This is a genomic window from Jatrophihabitans sp. (assembly GCF_051960575.1).
Lineage (GTDB): Bacteria > Actinomycetota > Actinomycetes > Mycobacteriales > Jatrophihabitantaceae > JBQCEE01.
Window position 1 is genome coordinate 25,068 of record NZ_JBQCEE010000149.1, and the last position, 17,318, is coordinate 42,385.

The 17,318-nt window shown below is 71.8% G+C and carries 16 protein-coding genes; 4 read left to right on the top strand and 12 right to left on the bottom strand.

What is annotated here, in order from left to right:
- The first annotated feature begins 55 nt into the window (after nucleotides 1–55).
- Nucleotides 56–898 carry a DUF4328 domain-containing protein gene (locus tag ACTHMS_RS08535; protein WP_440306234.1) on the top strand — a complete coding sequence of 281 codons (843 nt, stop codon included), beginning with the start codon at nucleotides 56–58 and terminating at the stop codon, nucleotides 896–898.
- Between the two features lie 83 nt (nucleotides 899–981).
- On the opposite strand, the gene ACTHMS_RS08540 is transcribed toward ACTHMS_RS08535, so the two are convergent.
- Nucleotides 982–2,559 carry a helicase HerA-like domain-containing protein gene (locus ACTHMS_RS08540; RefSeq protein ID WP_440306235.1) on the bottom strand — a complete coding sequence of 526 codons (1,578 nt, stop codon included), beginning with the start codon at nucleotides 2,557–2,559 and terminating at the stop codon, nucleotides 982–984.
- A 456-nt stretch (nucleotides 2,560–3,015) separates the two neighbouring features.
- Between ACTHMS_RS08540 and ACTHMS_RS08545 the strand changes: the two genes are divergently transcribed.
- Complete coding sequence (locus ACTHMS_RS08545) at nucleotides 3,016–3,729, top strand: hypothetical protein (RefSeq protein ID WP_440306236.1); 714 nt, start codon at nucleotides 3,016–3,018, stop codon at nucleotides 3,727–3,729.
- A gap of 153 nt (nucleotides 3,730–3,882) precedes the next feature.
- On the opposite strand, the gene ffh is transcribed toward ACTHMS_RS08545, so the two are convergent.
- Together ffh and ACTHMS_RS08555 are read right to left on the bottom strand one after the other, a co-directional pair.
- On the bottom strand, nucleotides 3,883–5,433 hold the full coding sequence (gene ffh, locus ACTHMS_RS08550) for a signal recognition particle protein (RefSeq protein WP_440306237.1): 1,551 nt from the start codon (nucleotides 5,431–5,433) through the stop codon (nucleotides 3,883–3,885).
- 16 nt (nucleotides 5,434–5,449) lie between these two features.
- On the bottom strand, nucleotides 5,450–6,001 hold the full coding sequence (locus ACTHMS_RS08555; protein ID WP_440306238.1) for a MarR family winged helix-turn-helix transcriptional regulator: 552 nt from the start codon (nucleotides 5,999–6,001) through the stop codon (nucleotides 5,450–5,452).
- Between the two features lie 70 nt (nucleotides 6,002–6,071).
- Here ACTHMS_RS08555 and ACTHMS_RS08560 point away from each other — a divergent pair, with 70 nt between their 5' ends.
- On the top strand, nucleotides 6,072–7,076 hold the full coding sequence (locus ACTHMS_RS08560; protein ID WP_440306239.1) for a methyltransferase: 1,005 nt from the start codon (nucleotides 6,072–6,074) through the stop codon (nucleotides 7,074–7,076).
- A gap of 107 nt (nucleotides 7,077–7,183) precedes the next feature.
- On the opposite strand, the gene fabG is transcribed toward ACTHMS_RS08560, so the two are convergent.
- The 9 genes from fabG to lgt form a co-directional block, all read right to left on the bottom strand.
- A complete protein-coding gene (gene fabG / locus ACTHMS_RS08565; protein ID WP_440306240.1) occupies nucleotides 7,184–7,948 on the bottom strand; it encodes a 3-oxoacyl-ACP reductase FabG in 765 nt (254 codons plus the stop codon).
- Nucleotides 7,949–7,973: 25 nt separating this feature from the next.
- Nucleotides 7,974–8,753: an SDR family oxidoreductase gene (locus tag ACTHMS_RS08570; protein WP_440306241.1), complete on the bottom strand. Its 780-nt coding sequence runs from the start codon at nucleotides 8,751–8,753 to the stop codon at nucleotides 7,974–7,976.
- A complete protein-coding gene (locus tag ACTHMS_RS08575; protein WP_440306242.1) occupies nucleotides 8,750–9,709 on the bottom strand; it encodes an LLM class F420-dependent oxidoreductase in 960 nt (319 codons plus the stop codon). The genes ACTHMS_RS08570 and ACTHMS_RS08575 overlap by 4 nt, the downstream gene beginning before the upstream one ends.
- 13 nt (nucleotides 9,710–9,722) lie before the next feature.
- On the bottom strand, nucleotides 9,723–10,307 hold the full coding sequence (locus ACTHMS_RS08580) for a TetR/AcrR family transcriptional regulator (RefSeq protein WP_440306243.1): 585 nt from the start codon (nucleotides 10,305–10,307) through the stop codon (nucleotides 9,723–9,725).
- 13 nt (nucleotides 10,308–10,320) lie between these two features.
- On the bottom strand, nucleotides 10,321–11,550 hold the full coding sequence (locus ACTHMS_RS08585; protein WP_440306244.1) for an acyl-CoA dehydrogenase family protein: 1,230 nt from the start codon (nucleotides 11,548–11,550) through the stop codon (nucleotides 10,321–10,323).
- Between the two features lie 2 nt (nucleotides 11,551–11,552).
- Nucleotides 11,553–12,584, bottom strand: coding sequence for a phosphotransferase family protein (locus ACTHMS_RS08590; RefSeq protein WP_440306245.1), 1,032 nt, complete (start codon nucleotides 12,582–12,584; stop codon nucleotides 11,553–11,555).
- Between the two features lie 51 nt (nucleotides 12,585–12,635).
- Nucleotides 12,636–14,786, bottom strand: coding sequence for an MMPL family transporter (locus ACTHMS_RS08595; RefSeq protein ID WP_440306246.1), 2,151 nt, complete (start codon nucleotides 14,784–14,786; stop codon nucleotides 12,636–12,638).
- A gap of 91 nt (nucleotides 14,787–14,877) precedes the next feature.
- Nucleotides 14,878–15,609 carry a VIT1/CCC1 transporter family protein gene (locus ACTHMS_RS08600; RefSeq protein WP_440306247.1) on the bottom strand — a complete coding sequence of 244 codons (732 nt, stop codon included), beginning with the start codon at nucleotides 15,607–15,609 and terminating at the stop codon, nucleotides 14,878–14,880.
- Complete coding sequence (gene lgt, locus ACTHMS_RS08605; protein WP_440306248.1) at nucleotides 15,581–16,501, bottom strand: prolipoprotein diacylglyceryl transferase; 921 nt, start codon at nucleotides 16,499–16,501, stop codon at nucleotides 15,581–15,583. The genes ACTHMS_RS08600 and lgt overlap by 29 nt, the downstream gene beginning before the upstream one ends.
- A gap of 31 nt (nucleotides 16,502–16,532) precedes the next feature.
- Between lgt and ACTHMS_RS08610 the strand changes: the two genes are divergently transcribed.
- Nucleotides 16,533–17,318, top strand: a 786-nt coding sequence (locus tag ACTHMS_RS08610; RefSeq protein ID WP_440306249.1) for a quinone oxidoreductase family protein, incomplete at its 3' end; no start/stop codon positions are given.

The window sequence follows — 17,318 nt, forward strand, 5'->3', positions numbered from 1 at the left end:
CGGACATGATCGGCACGAATGGCAGAAGTCGGACTCGTGCGCCACGCTGTGCGGCGTGACGAACCCCTGCGACGACGAGCCCGTCCACCCGTCGTACCCCGAGCCGCCCACGTACCCGGTGTCCAGGCCCTCGTCGCCGCCACTCGCGCGCACCGCTGCACCAACCACAGCACTTGGCCCGGGTGGATACGGCGGCGGCCCGGCCGTCTGGCCGGGGTCGCGGCTGCTGGCCCTGGGGGCCGTGACCATCGCGATGCTGCTGGTCGATCTCGGCGTCGCCGTCTGGAGCATGCACCTGTTGCTCGGGCAGAGAGACCTGCTCGATCGCGCCGAGACCGGTTCGCTCACAACATCGATGATCACCGACGCCGTGGCCGCCGCGAATCGAGCCGACCACGTGGCGCTCGTGGCGCACCTGGCGACCGCGGCGGTCTTCATCAGCTGGCTCTACGTCGCGCACCGCGCGGCGGCGAGCCAGAATCCCGGCGTCATCACGCACGGCAGCGGCTGGGCCATCGGCGGCTGGTTCGTGCCATTCCTCAATCTCGTCCGGCCGTACCAGATGACGACGGACGCCTACAACGGCGCGGTCGTGGGGCTCGGCGCACAGCCCCGGCATCGCAAGGCACGCCGGCCCGTCCAGGTCTGGTGGGGTCTGCTGCTGCTGGCCCAGATCGGTGACCGACTGGCGGCGACCGGCGACCCGACGACGCTCGACAGCGCGCGGGCGCAGAACGCGGTCGTCATGGGCGCGGAGGTCGTGTGGGTCCTCGCAGCCGTCGCCGCGATCGTCGTCGTGGCTCGCGTATCGAGCGCGTCCGACGAGCGGCGCGCCCAGCTCATCGCGCAGCGCGCCGCGGCGGTCGCCGCGGGCCACTCGTTGCCGCTGCACCCGTAGGTCGCGAGGCGGGTCGCCGCTCACGATCTTGTGCACGACGCACGGCAGATGCCGCGCGCCATGCACAAAGTCGTGGCGGGGCCTCAGCGGCGGCGGGTGCCGAACAGGCTCCGGGTGATCTCGCGACCGAGCGCCGAGCCGGCCGAGCGGGCGAACGAGCGGAACGCCGGGCTCTTCAGCATGCGCTCGACGCCGCCCTCCTCGTCCTTCTTCGCCTTCGGCTTCGGCGCCGGAGCCGGCGCGGCATCGGGCTGCTGCGTCGGCGCAGCGGGCGCGTCCGGCGCCGGCGCCTGCTGCAGCTTGGCGTTGAGCTTCTCGTAGGCCGACTCGCGGTCGATGCTCTGTCCGTACTTGGCCTGCAACGGTGACGACTGCACCATCGGCTGCTGCGTCGCCGGGTCGAGCTGCGCCATGAGCGAGCGCGGGGCGCGCAGCCGCGTCCACGCGACGGGGGTCGGCGCGCCCGTCTCGGAGAGCACGGTGATGATCGCCTCGCCGATGCCCAGGTGCTGCAGGTCGATCTCGAGGTCGTAGTCGTCGGTCTTCGGGTAGGTGCGCACCGCCTTCTTCAGCGCCGCGGCGTCGTCGGCGGTGAAGGCCCTCAACGCGTGTTGGACGCGGTTGCCGAGCTGCCCGAGCACCTCGTCCGGCACGTCCTGCGGGTTCTGGGTCACGAAGAAGATGCCGACGCCCTTCGAGCGGATCAGCCGCACCGTCTGCGTCACCGCCTGCAGGAACGCCTTGCTCGCGTCCGCGAAGAGCAGGTGCGCCTCGTCGAAGAAGAAGACGAGCTTCGGCTTGTCGAGGTCGCCGACCTCGGGCAGCTCGTGGAACAGGTCGGCGAGCAGCCACATCAGGAAGGTGCTGAACAGCGCCGGCTTGTCCTGCAGGCCGGCTAACTCGACGGCGGTGATCATGCCCCTGCCGTCCGGCGTCGTGCGCAGCAGGTCGGACGTCTCGAACTCGGGCTCGCCGAAGAACAGGTCGCCGCCGGCGTCCTCCAGGCCGATCAGGTCACGCAGGATCACGCCAGCCGTGGCCGCGGACAGGCCGCCGAGCTGCGCGAGGTCGCCCTTGCCCTCGTCGCTGGTGAGGTACGTGATCACCGCGCGGAGGTCCTTGAGGTCGAGCAGGCTCAACCCGGCCGAGTCGGCGAAGTGGAAGATCAGGTTGAGGCTCGACTCCTGCGTCTCGTTGAGATCGAGCACCTTGCTCAGCAGCGTCGGGCCGAAGCTGGTCATCGTCGCGCGCAGGGGCACGCCGGTCGCGGTCTGCCCGGGCACGGCACCGCCGATGACAGTGAACTCGACCGGATAGGCCTTCGGGGCCCAGCCTGTGTCGCCGGTGTCCTTGGCCCGCTGGGTGGTGCGGTCGCTCGCGGTGCCGGGCGCGGCCAGGCCGGACAGGTCGCCCTTGATGTCGGCGACGACCACGGGGACGCCGGCCGCGCTGAGCTGCTCGGTGAGTTCCTGCAACGTCTTGGTCTTGCCGGTGCCGGTGGCGCCGGCGATGAGCCCGTGGCGGTTCACCATCGCCAGCGGGATGCACACCAGCGCGTCGGGATGGGCCTGCCCGCCCAGCACCACGCTGCCGAGTTCGAGGGCCGGACCGGTCGTCGCGTAGCCGGCGGCGATCCGTGCCGCGGCGTCAGGAGTCGTCACGCGTCCGACCCTAGCGATGCGTCCCGTTCGCGCCGAGGGGTCGATCGCCCTACGTCCGCGATCTTGGGCCGGACGCGTCCGAGATCGTGTGCATGGCGCGCGCAGGGCCACGCATGCCGTGCACAAGATCGAGCCGCCCAACCTGATCGTGTGCAGGAAGCGCGCAGGGGCACGCGCGCCATGCACACGATCGGAAGACTCAGGCGCGGCGTCCACAATCGGCGGCTGTCCACAGGCTGCGGGTCATCGGCCGCCCGACGGCGACGGTTTCGGCGAGCCTGCGCGCATGTCACGTGACCGATCCGGACCAGGGCTGGTGTCGAGCAGCCGGGCGCTGCATGCCGAAGGGGTGCAGGCGACCGAGGCGCGAGGCGAGTTGCGGAACCGCCGCTGGCAGCGTCAGGGGCTCGCGGTCGTGCAGCACAACGGACCGCTGTCGCCTAGCAGGTCCGCGCGGTGGCGCTGGTGCACGGCGGCCCGCAGGCGGTGCTGACCGCCTTCACCGCCGGTGAGGAACTCGGGCTCGAGGGCTGGACGCGGACGCCCACCGATCTGCTCGTGCCGGCGGGCACCCGCGTGCGCAAGGGCTGCCCGGTGCCGATCACCGTCCACTTCACCGGCACGGCGCCCGTGGTCGTCGGACGCTCGCGCGTCGAGGTCCTCCCCCACGCCCTGCTGCGGGCGGCGGCCACCTTCGCGAGTGCCCGCCCGGGCTGCGGACTGCTCGCCGCCGCCGTGCAGCAGCAGCGGCTGCGTCCCGAGGAGTTGCTCGCCGCGCTCGACCGCTTCACCCGGGTGCGGCACCGCCGCCTGCTGCGGGCGGCCGTCGCGGACATCGCCGGCGGGTCGGAGGCGCTGAGCGAGATCGACTTCATCCGGCTCTGCCGCCGCCACCATCTGCCCGAGCCGGAACGCCAGGCGGTCCGGTGCGAGCCCGATGGCCGACGGAGGTACCTCGACGCGGCGTGGCGGCGGCGCGACGGACGGCTCGTCGTGGCCGAGATCGACGGGGCGCTGCACCTACTGCCACGGCGTTGGTGGGCCGACCAGATGCGACAGAACGAGCTCGCCCTGGCCGACGCCCTCGTGCTGCGCTACCCGACCGTGCTGTTCCGCGCCGAGGAACGGACCGTCGTCGACCAGCTCCGCCGGGCGCTGCTGCTCGTCTGACCGCGCGTCCCCATCGCGATCCTGTGCACGGCACGCGCACGATTCCGCGCGTCATGCACAAAATCCGGTCAGTGGCCGCGACGTTGTGCAGGACACGCGCACGATCCCGCGCGTCATGCACAAGATCCACTCGGACGCGCGGGGCCGGGCAGGCTACTCCTTGGGCAGGTTCAGCTTCGACAGGTCGGGGAGCTGGGTGCCGGGGGGCAGGGCGCCCATGGCACGGGGGTCGAAGGCGGAGTTCGGCAGACCACCGCCGGCGGGGAAGCCGCCACCGGGGAGTCCGCCCGGGAAGCCGGCGGGCATGCGTGCCTGCGTCGGACCGCGGCCGCCCTTCTTGCCCTTGCGTCCCTTGGCGTTCTTCGCGTTCTTGCGGTTGGTCGCGCGACGCATGCCGGGCATCGAGCCCGCCATCTGCTGCATCATCTTGCGGGCCTCGAAGAACCGGTCGACGAGCTGGTTGACGTCGCTGACCGTCACGCCCGAGCCCTTGGCGATGCGCAGCCGCCGCGACCCATTGATGATCTTCGGGTTCTCGCGCTCGGCGGGCGTCATGCCGCGGATGATCGCGGCGGTGCGGTCGAGGTCCTTGTCGTCGATCGAGTTGATGGCCTCCTTGAACTGGCCCATGCCCGGCATCATGCCGAGCAGGTTGCCGATCGGGCCCATCTTGCGGATGGTCATCAGTTGGTTCAGGAAGTCCTCGAGCGTGAACTGGTTGCCGGCGGCCAGCTTGGCCGCCATGTCCTCGGCCTCCTGCTCGTCGAAGTGCTTCTGCGCCGTCTCGATGAGCGTGAGCACGTCGCCCATGCCGAGGATGCGCGAGGCCATCCGGTCCGGGTGGAAGACGTCGAAGTCCTCGAGCTTCTCGCCGTTGGACGCGAACATGATCGGCTGACCCGTCACCGACCGCACCGAGAGCGCGGCACCACCGCGGGCGTCACCGTCGAGCTTGGTGAGGACGACTCCGCTGAAGCCGACGCCGTCGCGGAACGCCTCGGCGGTGTTGACGGCGTCCTGGCCGACCATGGCGTCGACGACGAAGAGGATCTCGTCGGGCTGCACGGCGTCGCGGATGTCCGCGGCCTGCTGCATCATCTCGGCGTCGATGCCGAGGCGGCCGGCGGTGTCGACGATGACCATGTCGTGCTGGGCGCGGCGGGCGAAGTCGATCGAGTCGCGGGCCACGCGCACGGGGTCGCCGACGCCGTTGCCCGGCTCGGGCGCGTACGTCGCCACGCCGGCACGCTGGCCGACCACCTGCAGCTGGTTCACCGCGTTCGGGCGCTGCAGGTCGCAGGCCACGAGCAGCGGGGTGTGCCCCTGCTCGCGCAGCCAGCGCGCGAGCTTGCCGGCGAGCGTCGTCTTGCCCGCGCCCTGGAGACCGGCGAGCATGATGATCGTCGGCGGCTGCTTGGCGTAGCGCAGGCGGCGGGTCTCGCCGCCGAGGATCTCGATGAGCTCCTCGTTGACGATCTTGATGACCTGCTGGGCGGGGTTCAGCGCACGGCTGACCTCCTCGCCCGCGGCCCGCTCCTTGATCGCCGAGATGAACTGGCGCACGACGGGCAGCGCGACGTCGGCCTCGAGCAGCGCGATGCGGATCTCGCGCGCGGTTGCGTCGATGTCGGCCTGCGACAGCCGTCCCTTGCTCCGCAGGCCGCTGAAGACCTTGTCGAGCCGGTCGGAGAGTGTGGCGAACAAGCGGTCCCGTCCTTCGTCAGTCGGCGTCTGCCAGGGTACGGCGTCGGACGCGACGCGGACGCGGGGTCGGCGGCGGCAGGGCCGCGAGCTCCGCCAGGCGTCGCCGCGCCTCGGTGCACCGCTCGACCAGGGCCTCAGCCTCAGCAGCGGTGAGTGCGCCGAAGACGTCGGTGGCGGTGCGGTGCACGATCGGCAGCATCTCGTCGACCACCCGCTGCCCCTCGGCGGTGAGCCGGACGAGGATCTTGCGCCGGTCGGTCGGGTGCGGCTCACGAGTGACGAACCCGCGCCGGACGAGGGTGTCGAGCAACGACGTGACACTGGCTGTGGTCACGAGCAGACGCTCGGCGATGACGTGCCCAGGCAGCGGCTCGCCCGCGCCCTCGAGCACCGCGAGCGCCTCGTAGGCACCGGCGGAGAGCCCGGCGACCGGTCGGCGGCGACGTTCGACCTCGTCCAGGAAGGCCGATGCGGCCCGCACGAGGTTCGCCGCGACCTCCGCCGCCGCAGGGTCGGCGCCGGGGAACTCGCGTCCGAAGTCCGCTCCGACCCGAATCGGCTGCATCATCGCATCCTCGTATCATCGCTAGACTTCTAGCTACTTGACTTCTAGCTAGTTCGTCCTACGCTACCCGTCCATGGACACCCCACCGCCACCGGTCCAGATGGTGCAGTTGCTGGCCGGCTTCCAGATCTCGCAGGCGCTCTACGCCGCGGCCCGGCTCGGGCTGCCGGACGCGCTCACCGACGGCCCGCGCACCGCCGCGGAGATCGCCCACGTACGGCAGACGGACCCTGCTGCCACGAGCCGGTTGCTGCGCAGCCTTGCGTCCCTCGGCGTCTTCACCGTCGACGGCGACCGCTACGACCTCACGCCGCTCGGCCGGACGCTGACGTCCGACTCCCCCGGCTCGATGCGCGACCTCGCGCTCATGTGGATGGAGACCCACTACGCGCCGTTCGGCGGCCTGGTCGACACCGTGCGGACCGGGGCGACCGCCGCCACGACCCACTACGGGCAGCCGTTCTTCGGCTGGCTCGCCGGGCAGCCCGAGCAGCTGCACCGGTTCGCCGGCGCGATGGCGAACCTCACCGGCGGCATTAAACTCGGCGCGGTCGACACCCACGACTTCGGCGCGCCGCGGCGGCTCGTCGACCTCGGCGGCAGCGACGGCACCCTGCTGGCCCACGTGCTGCAGCGGCTGCCCGGCACGGAGGGTGTCGTGCTCGACCGGCCCGAGGTCGTCGTCGCCACCGAGGCACGACGCAAGGGACACGGGCTCGGTGACCGCCTCGCCGCGGTCGGCGGCGACTTCTTCGACCGCGTGCCGGCGTCCGACGCCTACCTGATCAGCATGGTGTTGCACGACTGGGACGACGAGCACGCGCTGCGGCTGCTGCAAACCGTCGCGCGCGACGCCGAACCCGGCGCGGTCGTGCACATGGTCGAGCTCGTCGTGCCGCCCGGCGCGACCCCGCACATGGCGACGATGATCGATTTGACCATGCTCGGCATGCTCGACGGCCGCGAGCGGCGCGAGGACGAGTTCCGCACCCTCGTCGAGGCCGCCGGGCTGGTGTTCGGCGGGGTGGAGACGACCCCGACGCCGATCAGCGTGCTCACCGCGAGGGTGCCGGGCTGAGCGGGTGACGCATCCACCTCGCGGGTGACGGCTCCGGCCCGCGGGTGATGGCGTGGCGCGCCGTCACCCGATGCCGAGATACGTCACCCCCCTGGCTGGACGCGGGATCAGAGCAGCTCGGAGCCGCCGTCGACGTAGAGCACCTGGCCGGTGACGTAGCCCGACTCCTCGGCGGCGAAGAACGCGACCGCGTTCGCGATGTCCGCGGGCACACCGCCGCGGCGCACGGGCACGGTCGAGGCCACGGCGTCGCGCATCTGGTCGATGGTCGTGCCGATGCGCTCGGCGGTCGCCTTGGTCATCGCGGTCTCGATGAAGCCCGGGGCGATCGCGTTGGCGGTGATGCCGCGCGGGCCGAGCTCGATGGCGAGGGTCTTGGTGAAGCCCTGTAGGCCCATCTTCGCCGTCGAGTAGTTCGCCTGGCCCCGGTTGCCGGTGGCCGAGGTCGACGACATCGAGATGATGCGGCCGAAGCCCGCGTCCCCCATGTGCTTCTGCGCGATCTGGCTGCACAGGAACGCACCGCGCAGGTGCACCTCCATGACCAGCGTCCAGTCCTCGTCGGTCATCTTGAACAGCAGGTTGTCGCGGATGACGCCGGCGTTGTTCACCAGGATGTGCAGCCCGCCGAACTCGCCGACCAGCTGGTCGACCGCGGCCTGCACCTGGTCGCGCTTCGACACGTCGGCGCTCAGCGCGATCGCCTGGCCGCCCTCGGCCTTGATCGCCTCGGCGACGGTCGTCGCGTTGTCGAGGTTGAGGTCGAGCACGCCGACCTTCGCGCCGCCCGCGGCGAGGCGGTGGGCGATGCCCTCGCCGATGCCCTGCCCGCCACCGGTGACGAGCGCGACGCGGTCCTGTACTCCTGGCATGTCTTCTCCTTGGTCTTCGATGGTTTCAGCGATCGATGAACCGGCGCATGCCGGCGAGCCAGCGGTCCGGGTCGGACGCCTTCTGCGACCAGAACGTAGCGACCTCCGGATGCGGGGTGATGAGGAACCTCTCCGCGGTGACCGCCTGCACGACGTCCTCGGCGACCTGGTCGGGCGACAGGATCGCCCCGGACGCCGCCACGACCTTCGCGCCGGGCTCCCCCGCGTGCAGGCCGTCCATCAGCAGCGGTGTCTCGACGCCCATCGGGCAGAGCACGCTCACCCGGATGCCCCGGCCGCCGTAGGTGATCGCGAGCCACTCGGCGAGCGCCACGGCGCCGTGCTTCGACACCGCGTACGGCGCGTCGCCCGGCGAGGTCAGCAGTCCGGCGGCCGACGCGGTCTGCAGCAGGTAGCCCTCGCCGCGCTCGAGCATCGACGGCAGCACGGCGCGGGCGGCGTAGACGTGCGCCATCGTGTTGACGGCCAGCACGCGCTGCCACAGCTCGTCGTCGTCGAGCCCGCCGCCGGTGGCGATGCCGGCGTTGGACGCGAACAGGTCGATGCGGCCGTCGCGCTCGAGCGTGCGGTCGACCAGGGCCTGCACCGCGGCCGCGTCGGTGACGTCGACCTCCTCGGCCACCGCGACGTCCCCGATGTCGGACGCGACCTCCCGGGCCGCGTCCAGCCGCCGGTCGACGACCACGACCCGCGCAGCGCCCTCGCGCGCGAAGCGCCGCGCCATCGCCGCGCCGATGCCGCTGGCACCGCCGGTGACGACGCAGACCTTGTCGGAGATGATCATCGCGGCGGCCCCAGTCGTCGGACGAGTTCGAGCGGCGGGAGGTTCTCGGGCGTCGGCAGGATCGCGATGGTCGGCGTCTTCACGCCGGCCGCCCGGTACTCCTCGACCCGCTCCGCGCACGCCTCGGGCGTGCCGTGCACGACGAGGTCGTCGACGACCGCGGTGGGGATCGCCGCGCCCGCGCCGGCGCGGTCGCCCGCTGCCCACGCCTCGTGCATGCCTTTGAGCGCGTCGCCGCGGCCGAGCCAGTCCTGGAACGCGGCGTAGGCCGGCACGGTGAGGTAGCTCGAGATGAGGAAGCGACCGACGTTGCGGGCGAACTCGGCGTCCGGCGTCGGGCAGACGAAGACGCGGGCCACGACGTCGGCGTCGGCGTTGCCGACCGCCCCGACGCACTGCGGCACGTCGTACGGCGCGAGCCAGTTCAGGATCGCCCCGTCGGCCTCGTGGCCGGCCAGTCGCAGCATCTGCGGACGCAGTGCGGCGAGCAGGATCGGGGGCGGCTCGGGCGGTGCCGCCTCGAGCTTGAACCGCTTCACGGTGACGGTGTCGAACTCGCCGTCGACCCGGTCGCCGCGCAGCGCCGTGCGCACGATGCGCAGCACGTCGCGGGTCTTGCGGAACGGCTGCTCGAACGGGATGCCGTTCCAGTTGCCGACGATCACCGGCGACGATGCCCCGAGGCCGAGCACGAACCGTCCGGGCGCGGCCATCGCGAGCGACGCCGCCGACATCGCGAGCAGCGCCGGCCCGCGCGTGTAGACGGGCACGATCGCGGTGCCGAGGCGCAGCGTCGGCTCCCACGCCGCGGCGAGCGCCAGCGGGGTGAAGGCGTCGACGCCGTTCGTCTCGGCCGACCAGACGTCGGTGTAGCCGAGGTCGGGCAGCGCCCGGATCACCTCGGCGTGCTCGGGCAGTGACAGCCCGAGCAGCGGCACGGTCAGACCCCAGCCCATCAGGCCTCCTCCATCACGTCGACAGCGACCGCAGGACCAGGTCGGCGAACTCGGCGCCGATCTGGGCGGCCTTCTTGCGCCCGCTCGGGCGGTACCAGAGCGGCAGTTCGTTCACGAGCCCGAAGATCGTGAAGGTGACGATCTCCGGCGACGCGGTCGGGGCGAAGTCCCCCGCCGCCTGGCCGCGACGCACCAGCCTCAGCACGGCGTCGTGGTAACGGCGGCGCTGCCGGCGGGCCTCGGCACTGCCCTCGTCGTCCAGCCGGTTCATCTCGCGGTGGAAGACGAGCGCCTGCTGGGCGCTGGCGGCGGTCGACTCGACGAGGTCGAGGATCACCGCGCGCAGCGTCTCGGCGGCCGGCCGCTTCGCCGCGAGGATCGCGTCGAGCGAGGCGAGCTGGCGGGTGATGAGGTCGCCGTACACCTCGTAGAGCAGCGCCTCCTTGCTGGCGAAGTGGTGGTAGAAGCCGCCCTTCGCCACCCCGGCCGCGGTGATCACCTGCGCGACGGAGGTGCCGTCGAAGCCCTGCCGCGCGAACAGGTCGACGGCGGCGGCGAGGATCCGCTGCCGTGCGTCGAGCGGGCGGGCCGCCGTCACCGCTGCCCCGCCGTCATCGCGGCGGCAGGTACGAGCGCAGTTCCTGGCGGGCGACCGTGCGCAGGTGCACCTCGTCCGGGCCGTCGGCGAAGTGCAGCGTGCGCAGCTGGGCCCAGGCCTCGGCGAGGAAGAAGTCGCCCGAGACGCCGGCGCCGCCGTGCACCTGGATCGCCCGGTCGAGCACGTAGGACGCCGCGCGTGGTGCCGCGACCTTGATCGCGGCGATCTCGGTGCGGGCCTTGCTCGCGCCGACGGTGTCGATGAGCCACGCCGTCTTGAGCACCAGCAGGCGGGCCTGCTCGATGGCCAGCCGCGACTCGGCGATCCACTCCTGGACGACGCCGTGCTGGGCGATCGGGCGACCGAACGTCGACCGGCTGACGGCCCGCGCGCACATCAGCTCGACGGCCCGCTCGGCCATGCCGAGGGCGCGCATGCAGTGGTGGATGCGGCCGGGGCCCAGGCGGGCCTGGGCCATCATGAAGCCGCCGCCCTCCGGGCCGAGCAGGTTCTCGACCGGCACGCGGCAGTCGTAGTCGATGACGCCGTGGCCGCCGTGGGGGCCGTCGTCGTAGCCGAAGACGCTGGTCGAGCGCTCGATCGTCACACCCGGGGTGTCGAGCGGGACGAGGATCATCGAGTGCCGCTGGTGCGGGCCGGCGTCCGGATTCGAGACACCCATGACGATCGCGACCTTGCACTCGGGACGCATCGCGCCGGTCGACCACCACTTGCGGCCCTTGACCACGTAGCTGTCGCCGTCGCGCGTGATGCGGGTGGCGATGTTGGTGGCGTCGGAGGACGCGACGTCAGGCTCGGTCATCGAGAAGCACGAGCGGATCTCGCCCTCGAGCAGCGGCTGCAGCCACTGCTGCTTCTGCTCGTCGGTGGCGAACATCGCCATCAGTTCCATGTTGCCGGTGTCCGGGGCGCTGCAGTTCATCGACTCGGGCGCGATGGCGCCGCTGCGGCCCGTGAGCTCCGCGATCGGCGCGTAGTCGAGCACGGTGAGCCCGGGGCTGCCCTCGTGCCCCTTCGGCAGGAAAAGGTTCCAGAGGCCCTGGGCGCGCGCGGCCTGCTTGAGGTCGGCGAGCACGGCCGGCGTGCGGAACGGGTTGCCCTCGGCGCGGTAGGCGGCGGCCTGCTGCTCGAAGGTGTGCTCGGCCGGGTAGACGTGCTCGTCGAGGAAGGTCTGCACCTGCTGCTGCAGCTCGGTCGAGCGCTCGGAGAACGCGAAGTCCATGGTCAGGCTCCCAACTTGGTGAGGGCGGTGTCGAGCAGCAACGGGACGGCCGGACCGAACTGGTCGAAGCCCGGGCCGACGGTCTTGCCGGCGAGGAAGCGCTTGTGGATGCCTTCTGCGACGACGGCGAGCTTGAAGTAGCCGAGCCCGACGTACCAGTCGATCGCGCTCATGTCGCGGCCGCTGGCCGCCGCGTACCGCTCGACCATCTGGTCGGACGTGAGGAAGCCCTGCTCGGGCTTCATCGGCGGCATGACCGACGTGCCGAACGCGGCGAGGTCCTGGTAGACGACGAGCAGGCCGACGTCGGCGAGCGGGTCGCCGAGGGTTGCCATCTCCCAGTCGACGACGGCGGCGATGCGCTCGAGGTCGGGGGTGAACATGACGTTGGTGACCCGGTAGTCGCCGTGCACGATCGCCGGCGCCTGCTGCTCGGGCAGGTTGGCGTTCAGCGCGTCGACGGTGCGCTGCAGCGAGTCGAGCGGGCGGGTCTCGGACGCCTGCCACTGCTGGTGCCAGCGCTTGACCTGCCGGGCGAGGAAGCCCTCGGGGCGCCCGAACCCGCTCAAGCCGACCGACGCCGGGTCGACGCGGTGCAGGTCGACGAGGGTGTCCATCACCAGTTCGCAGCTGCGGCGGGCGTCGTCGGCACTGAGCGCGCCGAGGTGCTTCGGCTTGTCGAGCACGATGCCGTCGACCCAGCCCATGAGGTAGAACTGCGCACCCAGCACCGAGGTGTCCTCGCAGAGCGCGACGGCCTCGGCCACCGGCACGTCGGTGCCGGTCAGCGCCTTGATCACGGTGAACTCGCGCACCATGTCGTGCGCGGTCGGCAGCACGTGCGCCAGCGGCGGCCGCCGCAGCGCCCAGGTCGTCGTGCCGTCGGTGATGCGGTAGGTGAGGTTCGACTTGCCGCCGGCGATCACCTCGCCGCGCAGCTCGCCCTGCCGGGCGCCCGGCACCGTGGCGTCCAGCCAGGCGGTGAGGGCGGCGAGGTCGACTCCGGGCAGGTCGTCAGCAGCGGCGTCCGTCACGTCTCCGGACGCTACAGACCGACCGGTCGGTCGGTCAAGGAGTGGTCGCGGTCAGCCGACGGGTTCGGGCAGTGGCGGCGCTGGACGGGCCTCGACCCGCGCCGGCGACGGACGGACCCTGAGCACCCGGGCCGCCCAACCCGGTAGGTACCAGTTCCAGCGCCCGAACAGCGAGACGAGCGACGGCACGAGCAGTGACCGGACGATGGTGGCGTCCAGGAGGATGCCGAAGCCGAGCCCGGTGGCCAACGTCTTCAGGTCGGTGCCGGGCCCCGAGGCGAGTGCTGCGAAGGCGAGGAAGAGGATCAGCGCCGCGCACGTCACCAGCCGGCCGGTGCGGCCGATCCCCTCGATCACGGCCGCGTCCGTCGTCCGCGCACCGTCGTACTCCTCGCGCACGCGGGACAGGATGAAGACCTCGTAGTCCATCGACAGCCCGAAGAGGAAGGCGAAGACCATCAGCGGGATCCAGAACGTGATCGCGCCGGTGGCCTGGATGCCGAACAACGTGTCCGAGCCGTGCCCGTCCTGCCAGAACCAGACCATCAGGCCGAGGGTCGCGGCCAGGGACACGAGATTCAGCAGCACCGCCTTGAGCGGCAGCAGCAGCGACCGGAACGCACGTGCGAGCAGGACGAAGGTCAACACCGCGATGACGAGCAGCATCAGCGGGAAGTTGCCGTAGACGGCGTGCAGGAAGTCGAGCTGGGCGGAGCCGAGGCCGGTCACACCGAGGACACCCGTCATGCCGTGCGTGGTGGTGATGACGCGGCGGACGACGTCGACGCTCTTGGAGTTCACGGTCTCGTGCGCCGGCACGAGCACGATCACCGACCGGCCGTCGCGGTTGCTGGCCTGCCCGGACGGGACGAGCGCACGGGCGATCCCGTCGACCTCGGCCAATCGGTCGGCCACCGGCTGCGCGCGGTCGGTGTCGACGAGCACCTCGATCGGCGTCAGCACGCCGGTCGGCACGCCACCTCGTTCGAGCCTCCGGAGCGCCTGGTACTCGGGGCCCGAGCTGGCCAGCGAGGCCGACGACGCCTGACCGATCTTCGCCGTGAACAGGACGCCGACGAGCACGCCCAGCAGGGCGAGCGACCCGATCGCCGCGAACCACCGGCGCCTGACGATCATGGCCGCCCAGCGGCTCCAGGCCCGGCTCGCGCGGTGCTCGTGGCGGACCTTCGGCCAGTCGATGCGCGGGCCGATGCCGCCGAGGATCGCCGGCGTGAAGGACAGTGTCGACAGCACACTGGCCAGTGGGATGAGCGCGCCCCCGTAGCCCATCGAGCGCATGAACGGCACGGGCAGGACGACGAGCGCGAGCAGGCCGATCGCCACGGTGACGCCACTGAACAGCACGGCGTGCCCGGCGGTCTGCATCGCCACGACGACGGCGTCGTGGTTGTCGCGGCCGTGGTCACGTTCCTCACGCCATCGCGTGACGAGCAGCAACGAGTAGTCGATGGCGACGCCGAGCCCCACGAGCGCCACGAGGAACTGCACGATGAACGACACGTCGGTCAGGTAGGTGATCGGCAGCAGCAGGATGAACGTCCCGAGGATGGACGCAGCCGCGACGACCAGGGGCATGAGGGCCAGGAACGACCCGAAGACGAAGGCGAGGACGGCCAGGGCACCGACGGCGCCGAGCAGCGTCTCGCCGAGGACGCCCGGGCCGCCGCCGTCGTCACCGCCGCTCGCCAACGCGTCCTCGCCGGTGACGAGGACGGTGGCGCCAGCCGGAGCCGCCCCGGCGGCGGCCGCGCGGATGGGCGCGGTCAGCAGCTTCTGCGTCGGCGACGGGTCGAAGCGGTAGAAGACCATCGCGTAGGCGGTGCGGTCGTCCTTCGTGCGGAAGGCCTTGTCGTCGGTGACCGCCTCGTCGACGACGCGGACGTCCGCCACCTTGTCCGAGACAGCGGTGAAGGTGCGCGCGACCTCGGCCTCGTGACCGGTGATCCGCTGGCCCGCCGGCAGGGTCACCGTGACGATGAAGGGCGCGGTGTCACCACCGTTGCCAACCAGCGCCTTGATCTTGTGGGCGGCCTCCGTGCCGGGTTGGCCCGGCAGCGAGAAGTCGATCGTCAGCCGGTTCGACACGGCCCCGGCGGCCGCGGCGCCACCCACCATCACCAGCAGCCAGAAGCCGATCACCCACCGGCGACGACGCAGGACGAACTCGGCCCAAGCCCGCATGGTTCGACTCCCCGGCTCGCGGACGGATTCGGGGACTGTACAAGTCCGCAGGGACCCTGTCTGCGGTCCTTGAGGACGTCAACCGAAGCGGTCAGCCGACGGTCGCGCCGAAGATGCTGCCCACCCCGAAGGTGACGGCCGCGGCGAGCACGCCGAGCACCAGCTGCCGCGTGCCCGCGAAGCCCCAGTGCCGTGCGGTGAAGCGTGCCGACAGCGCGCCGGCCAGGAACAGCGCGACCACCGCGAGCACGGCCGACAGCAGCAGGTTCGTCGCCCCGAAGACGTACGGCAGCAGCGGGACGAGCGCGCCGACGCTGAACGCGGCGAGCGACGAGAAGGCGGCCGTCCACGGGCTGGGCAGCGCGGTCGGGTCGATGCCCAGCTCCTCCTGCGCGTGGATGAGCAGCGCCTGGTCGGGGTCGGCCGACAGCTGCCGCGCCACCTCGTGCGCGAGCGCGGGCTCGACGCCGCGACCGACGTACATCTGCGCCAGCTCGTTGATCTCGGCCTCGCGGTTGTGCACGATCTCGTGGCGCTCGACGAGCAGTTCGGCCTCGGTCGACTCGTTCTGGCTCTGGACGCTCACGTACTCGCCTGTGGCCATCGAGAACGCGCCGCCGACCAGCCCGGCCAGGCCGGCGAGCGTCACGCTGTGGGCCGTCGCGTTCGCGCCGGCGACCCCGGCGATGAGGGCGAAGTTCGACACCAGGCCGTCCATGGCACCGAAGACGGTCGGCCGCAGCCAGCCGCCGCTGACGTCGCGGTGCTCGTGGTGGATCTCGGTGTCGGGGCGCTCAGGCAGATCGATGGTCGCGTCCGGCATGGGTGGCGGCCTCCTCGGGTGTCCCCTCCATCTTGCCCGCCCCGGCGGGTGCGCGCCCCGTGATGTGGATCGGCTCCTGGGCGGCCCGGAAGCCGCCGTGGCGCACGAACCAGATCAGCGCGCCGAGGAAGACGAGCAGCGACGTCCAGTCGTTGAGGCGCAGGCCGAGGATGTGGTTCGCGTGGTCGGTGCGCAGCGCCTCGATCCAGGCGCGGCCGACGGTGTAACCCATGACGTACAGCGCCATCACGTTGCCGCGCCCGAGCCGCCGCCGGCGGTCGACGATCAGCAGCGCCACGCCGAGCCAGACGTCCCAGAGCGACTCGTAGAGGAAGGTCGGCTGGAAGTAGCCGATGACCCGCGAGCTGGTGCCGGTGGTGATGCTGAGGTCGTGGATCTGCAGCTTCCACGGCAGGTCGGTGCGTCCGCCGTAGAGCTCGTTGTTGAAGTAGTTCCCCCAGCGCCCGATCGCCTGGGCGATGACGACACCGGGCGCCGCGGCGTCGGCGAACGCGGTGAGTCGCACGCCCTTGCGCCGGCAGCCGATCCACGCCCCGAGCGTGCCGAGTGCGACGGCACCCCAGATACCGAGGCCGCCGTCCCAGATCTTGAGGGCGTCGACGGGGCTCGTGCCCGGTTTTCCCTCGAAGTACAGCTCGGGGTCGCTGACCACGTGGTAGAGCCGGCCGCCGAGGATGCCGAACAGCACCGCCCAGCCGGCGATGTCCCAGATCTCCTCGGACGTGCCGCCGCGGGCGCGCCAGCGCTGGATGGTGAACCAGATGGCGAGCAGCACCCCGGCGACGATGCACAGGGCGTAGGCCCGCACGGGCAGCGGGCCGAGGTGCCACACGCTGCGTGTCGGGCTGGGGATGTACGCCAGTTCGTGCACGGGCTCACGGTAGCTGTCTAGGTTGGGAGGCATGACGTCGCGAGCGGTGGTGGTGACCCGCCACGGCGGGCCCGAGGTGCTGTCGGTGCAGGAGCGGGACGTCCCCGAGCCGGGTCCGGGCCAGGTGGTCGTCGAGGTCGCGGCGTCCGGCGTCAACTTCATCGACGTCTACAAGCGCACCGGCGTCTACGCGACGACGCCGCCGTTCGTGCTGGGCGAGGAGTGCGCGGGCACGGTCGTCGCGGTGGGCGGCGACGTCACCGCGGTCGGCGAGGGCGATCTCGTCGCCGTGTCGAACAGCCCGCACGGCACCCACGCGACGCACGCGCTGCTCGAGGCCGCGCGTGTCGTGCCGGTGCCCGACGGCCTCGCCGCCGAGGTTGCCGCGGCCGCGATGTTGCAGGGCATGACCGCGCACTACCTGGTGGACGCGACCTTCCCGGTGCAGGCCGGGCAGTGGGCGCTCGTGCACGCCGCCGCAGGTGGGGTCGGCCAACTGCTCGTCCAGATGATCAAGGCGCGGGGCGCGCACGTCGTCGCGACCGTCGGCAGCGAGGCCAAGGTGGCGGTCGCCGAGCGCCTCGGCGCCGACGCCGTGATCCGCTACGACGAGGTCGACGACCTGGCGCGCGCGGTGCGCGACGCGTCCGGCGGCGGAGTGCACGTCGTGTACGACGGCGTCGGGAAGGCGACCTTCGAGGCGTCGCTGGCGTCGCTGCGCATCCGCGGGACGCTCGCGCTGTTCGGCGCGGCGAGCGGCCAGGTGCCACCGTTCGACCTGCAGCGGCTCAACTCCGGCGGGTCGCTGTTCGTCACC

What these genes read in the sequence shown, in the direction of transcription:
- ACTHMS_RS08555 (WP_440306238.1), bottom strand. Translation starts at nt 6,001, where the DNA reads ATGATGCAGCCGATTCGGGTCGGAGCGGACTTCGGACGCGAGTTCCCC.
- ACTHMS_RS08560 (WP_440306239.1), top strand. Translation starts at nt 6,072, where the DNA reads ATGGACACCCCACCGCCACCGGTCCAGATGGTGCAGTTGCTGGCCGGC.
- fabG (WP_440306240.1), bottom strand. Translation starts at nt 7,948, where the DNA reads ATGCCAGGAGTACAGGACCGCGTCGCGCTCGTCACCGGTGGCGGGCAG.
- ACTHMS_RS08570 (WP_440306241.1), bottom strand. Translation starts at nt 8,753, where the DNA reads ATGATCATCTCCGACAAGGTCTGCGTCGTCACCGGCGGTGCCAGCGGC.
- ACTHMS_RS08575 (WP_440306242.1), bottom strand. Translation starts at nt 9,709, where the DNA reads ATGGGCTGGGGTCTGACCGTGCCGCTGCTCGGGCTGTCACTGCCCGAG.
- ACTHMS_RS08585 (WP_440306244.1), bottom strand. Translation starts at nt 11,550, where the DNA reads ATGGACTTCGCGTTCTCCGAGCGCTCGACCGAGCTGCAGCAGCAGGTG.
- ACTHMS_RS08595 (WP_440306246.1), bottom strand. Translation starts at nt 14,786, where the DNA reads ATGCGGGCTTGGGCCGAGTTCGTCCTGCGTCGTCGCCGGTGGGTGATC.
- ACTHMS_RS08600 (WP_440306247.1), bottom strand. Translation starts at nt 15,609, where the DNA reads ATGCCGGACGCGACCATCGATCTGCCTGAGCGCCCCGACACCGAGATC.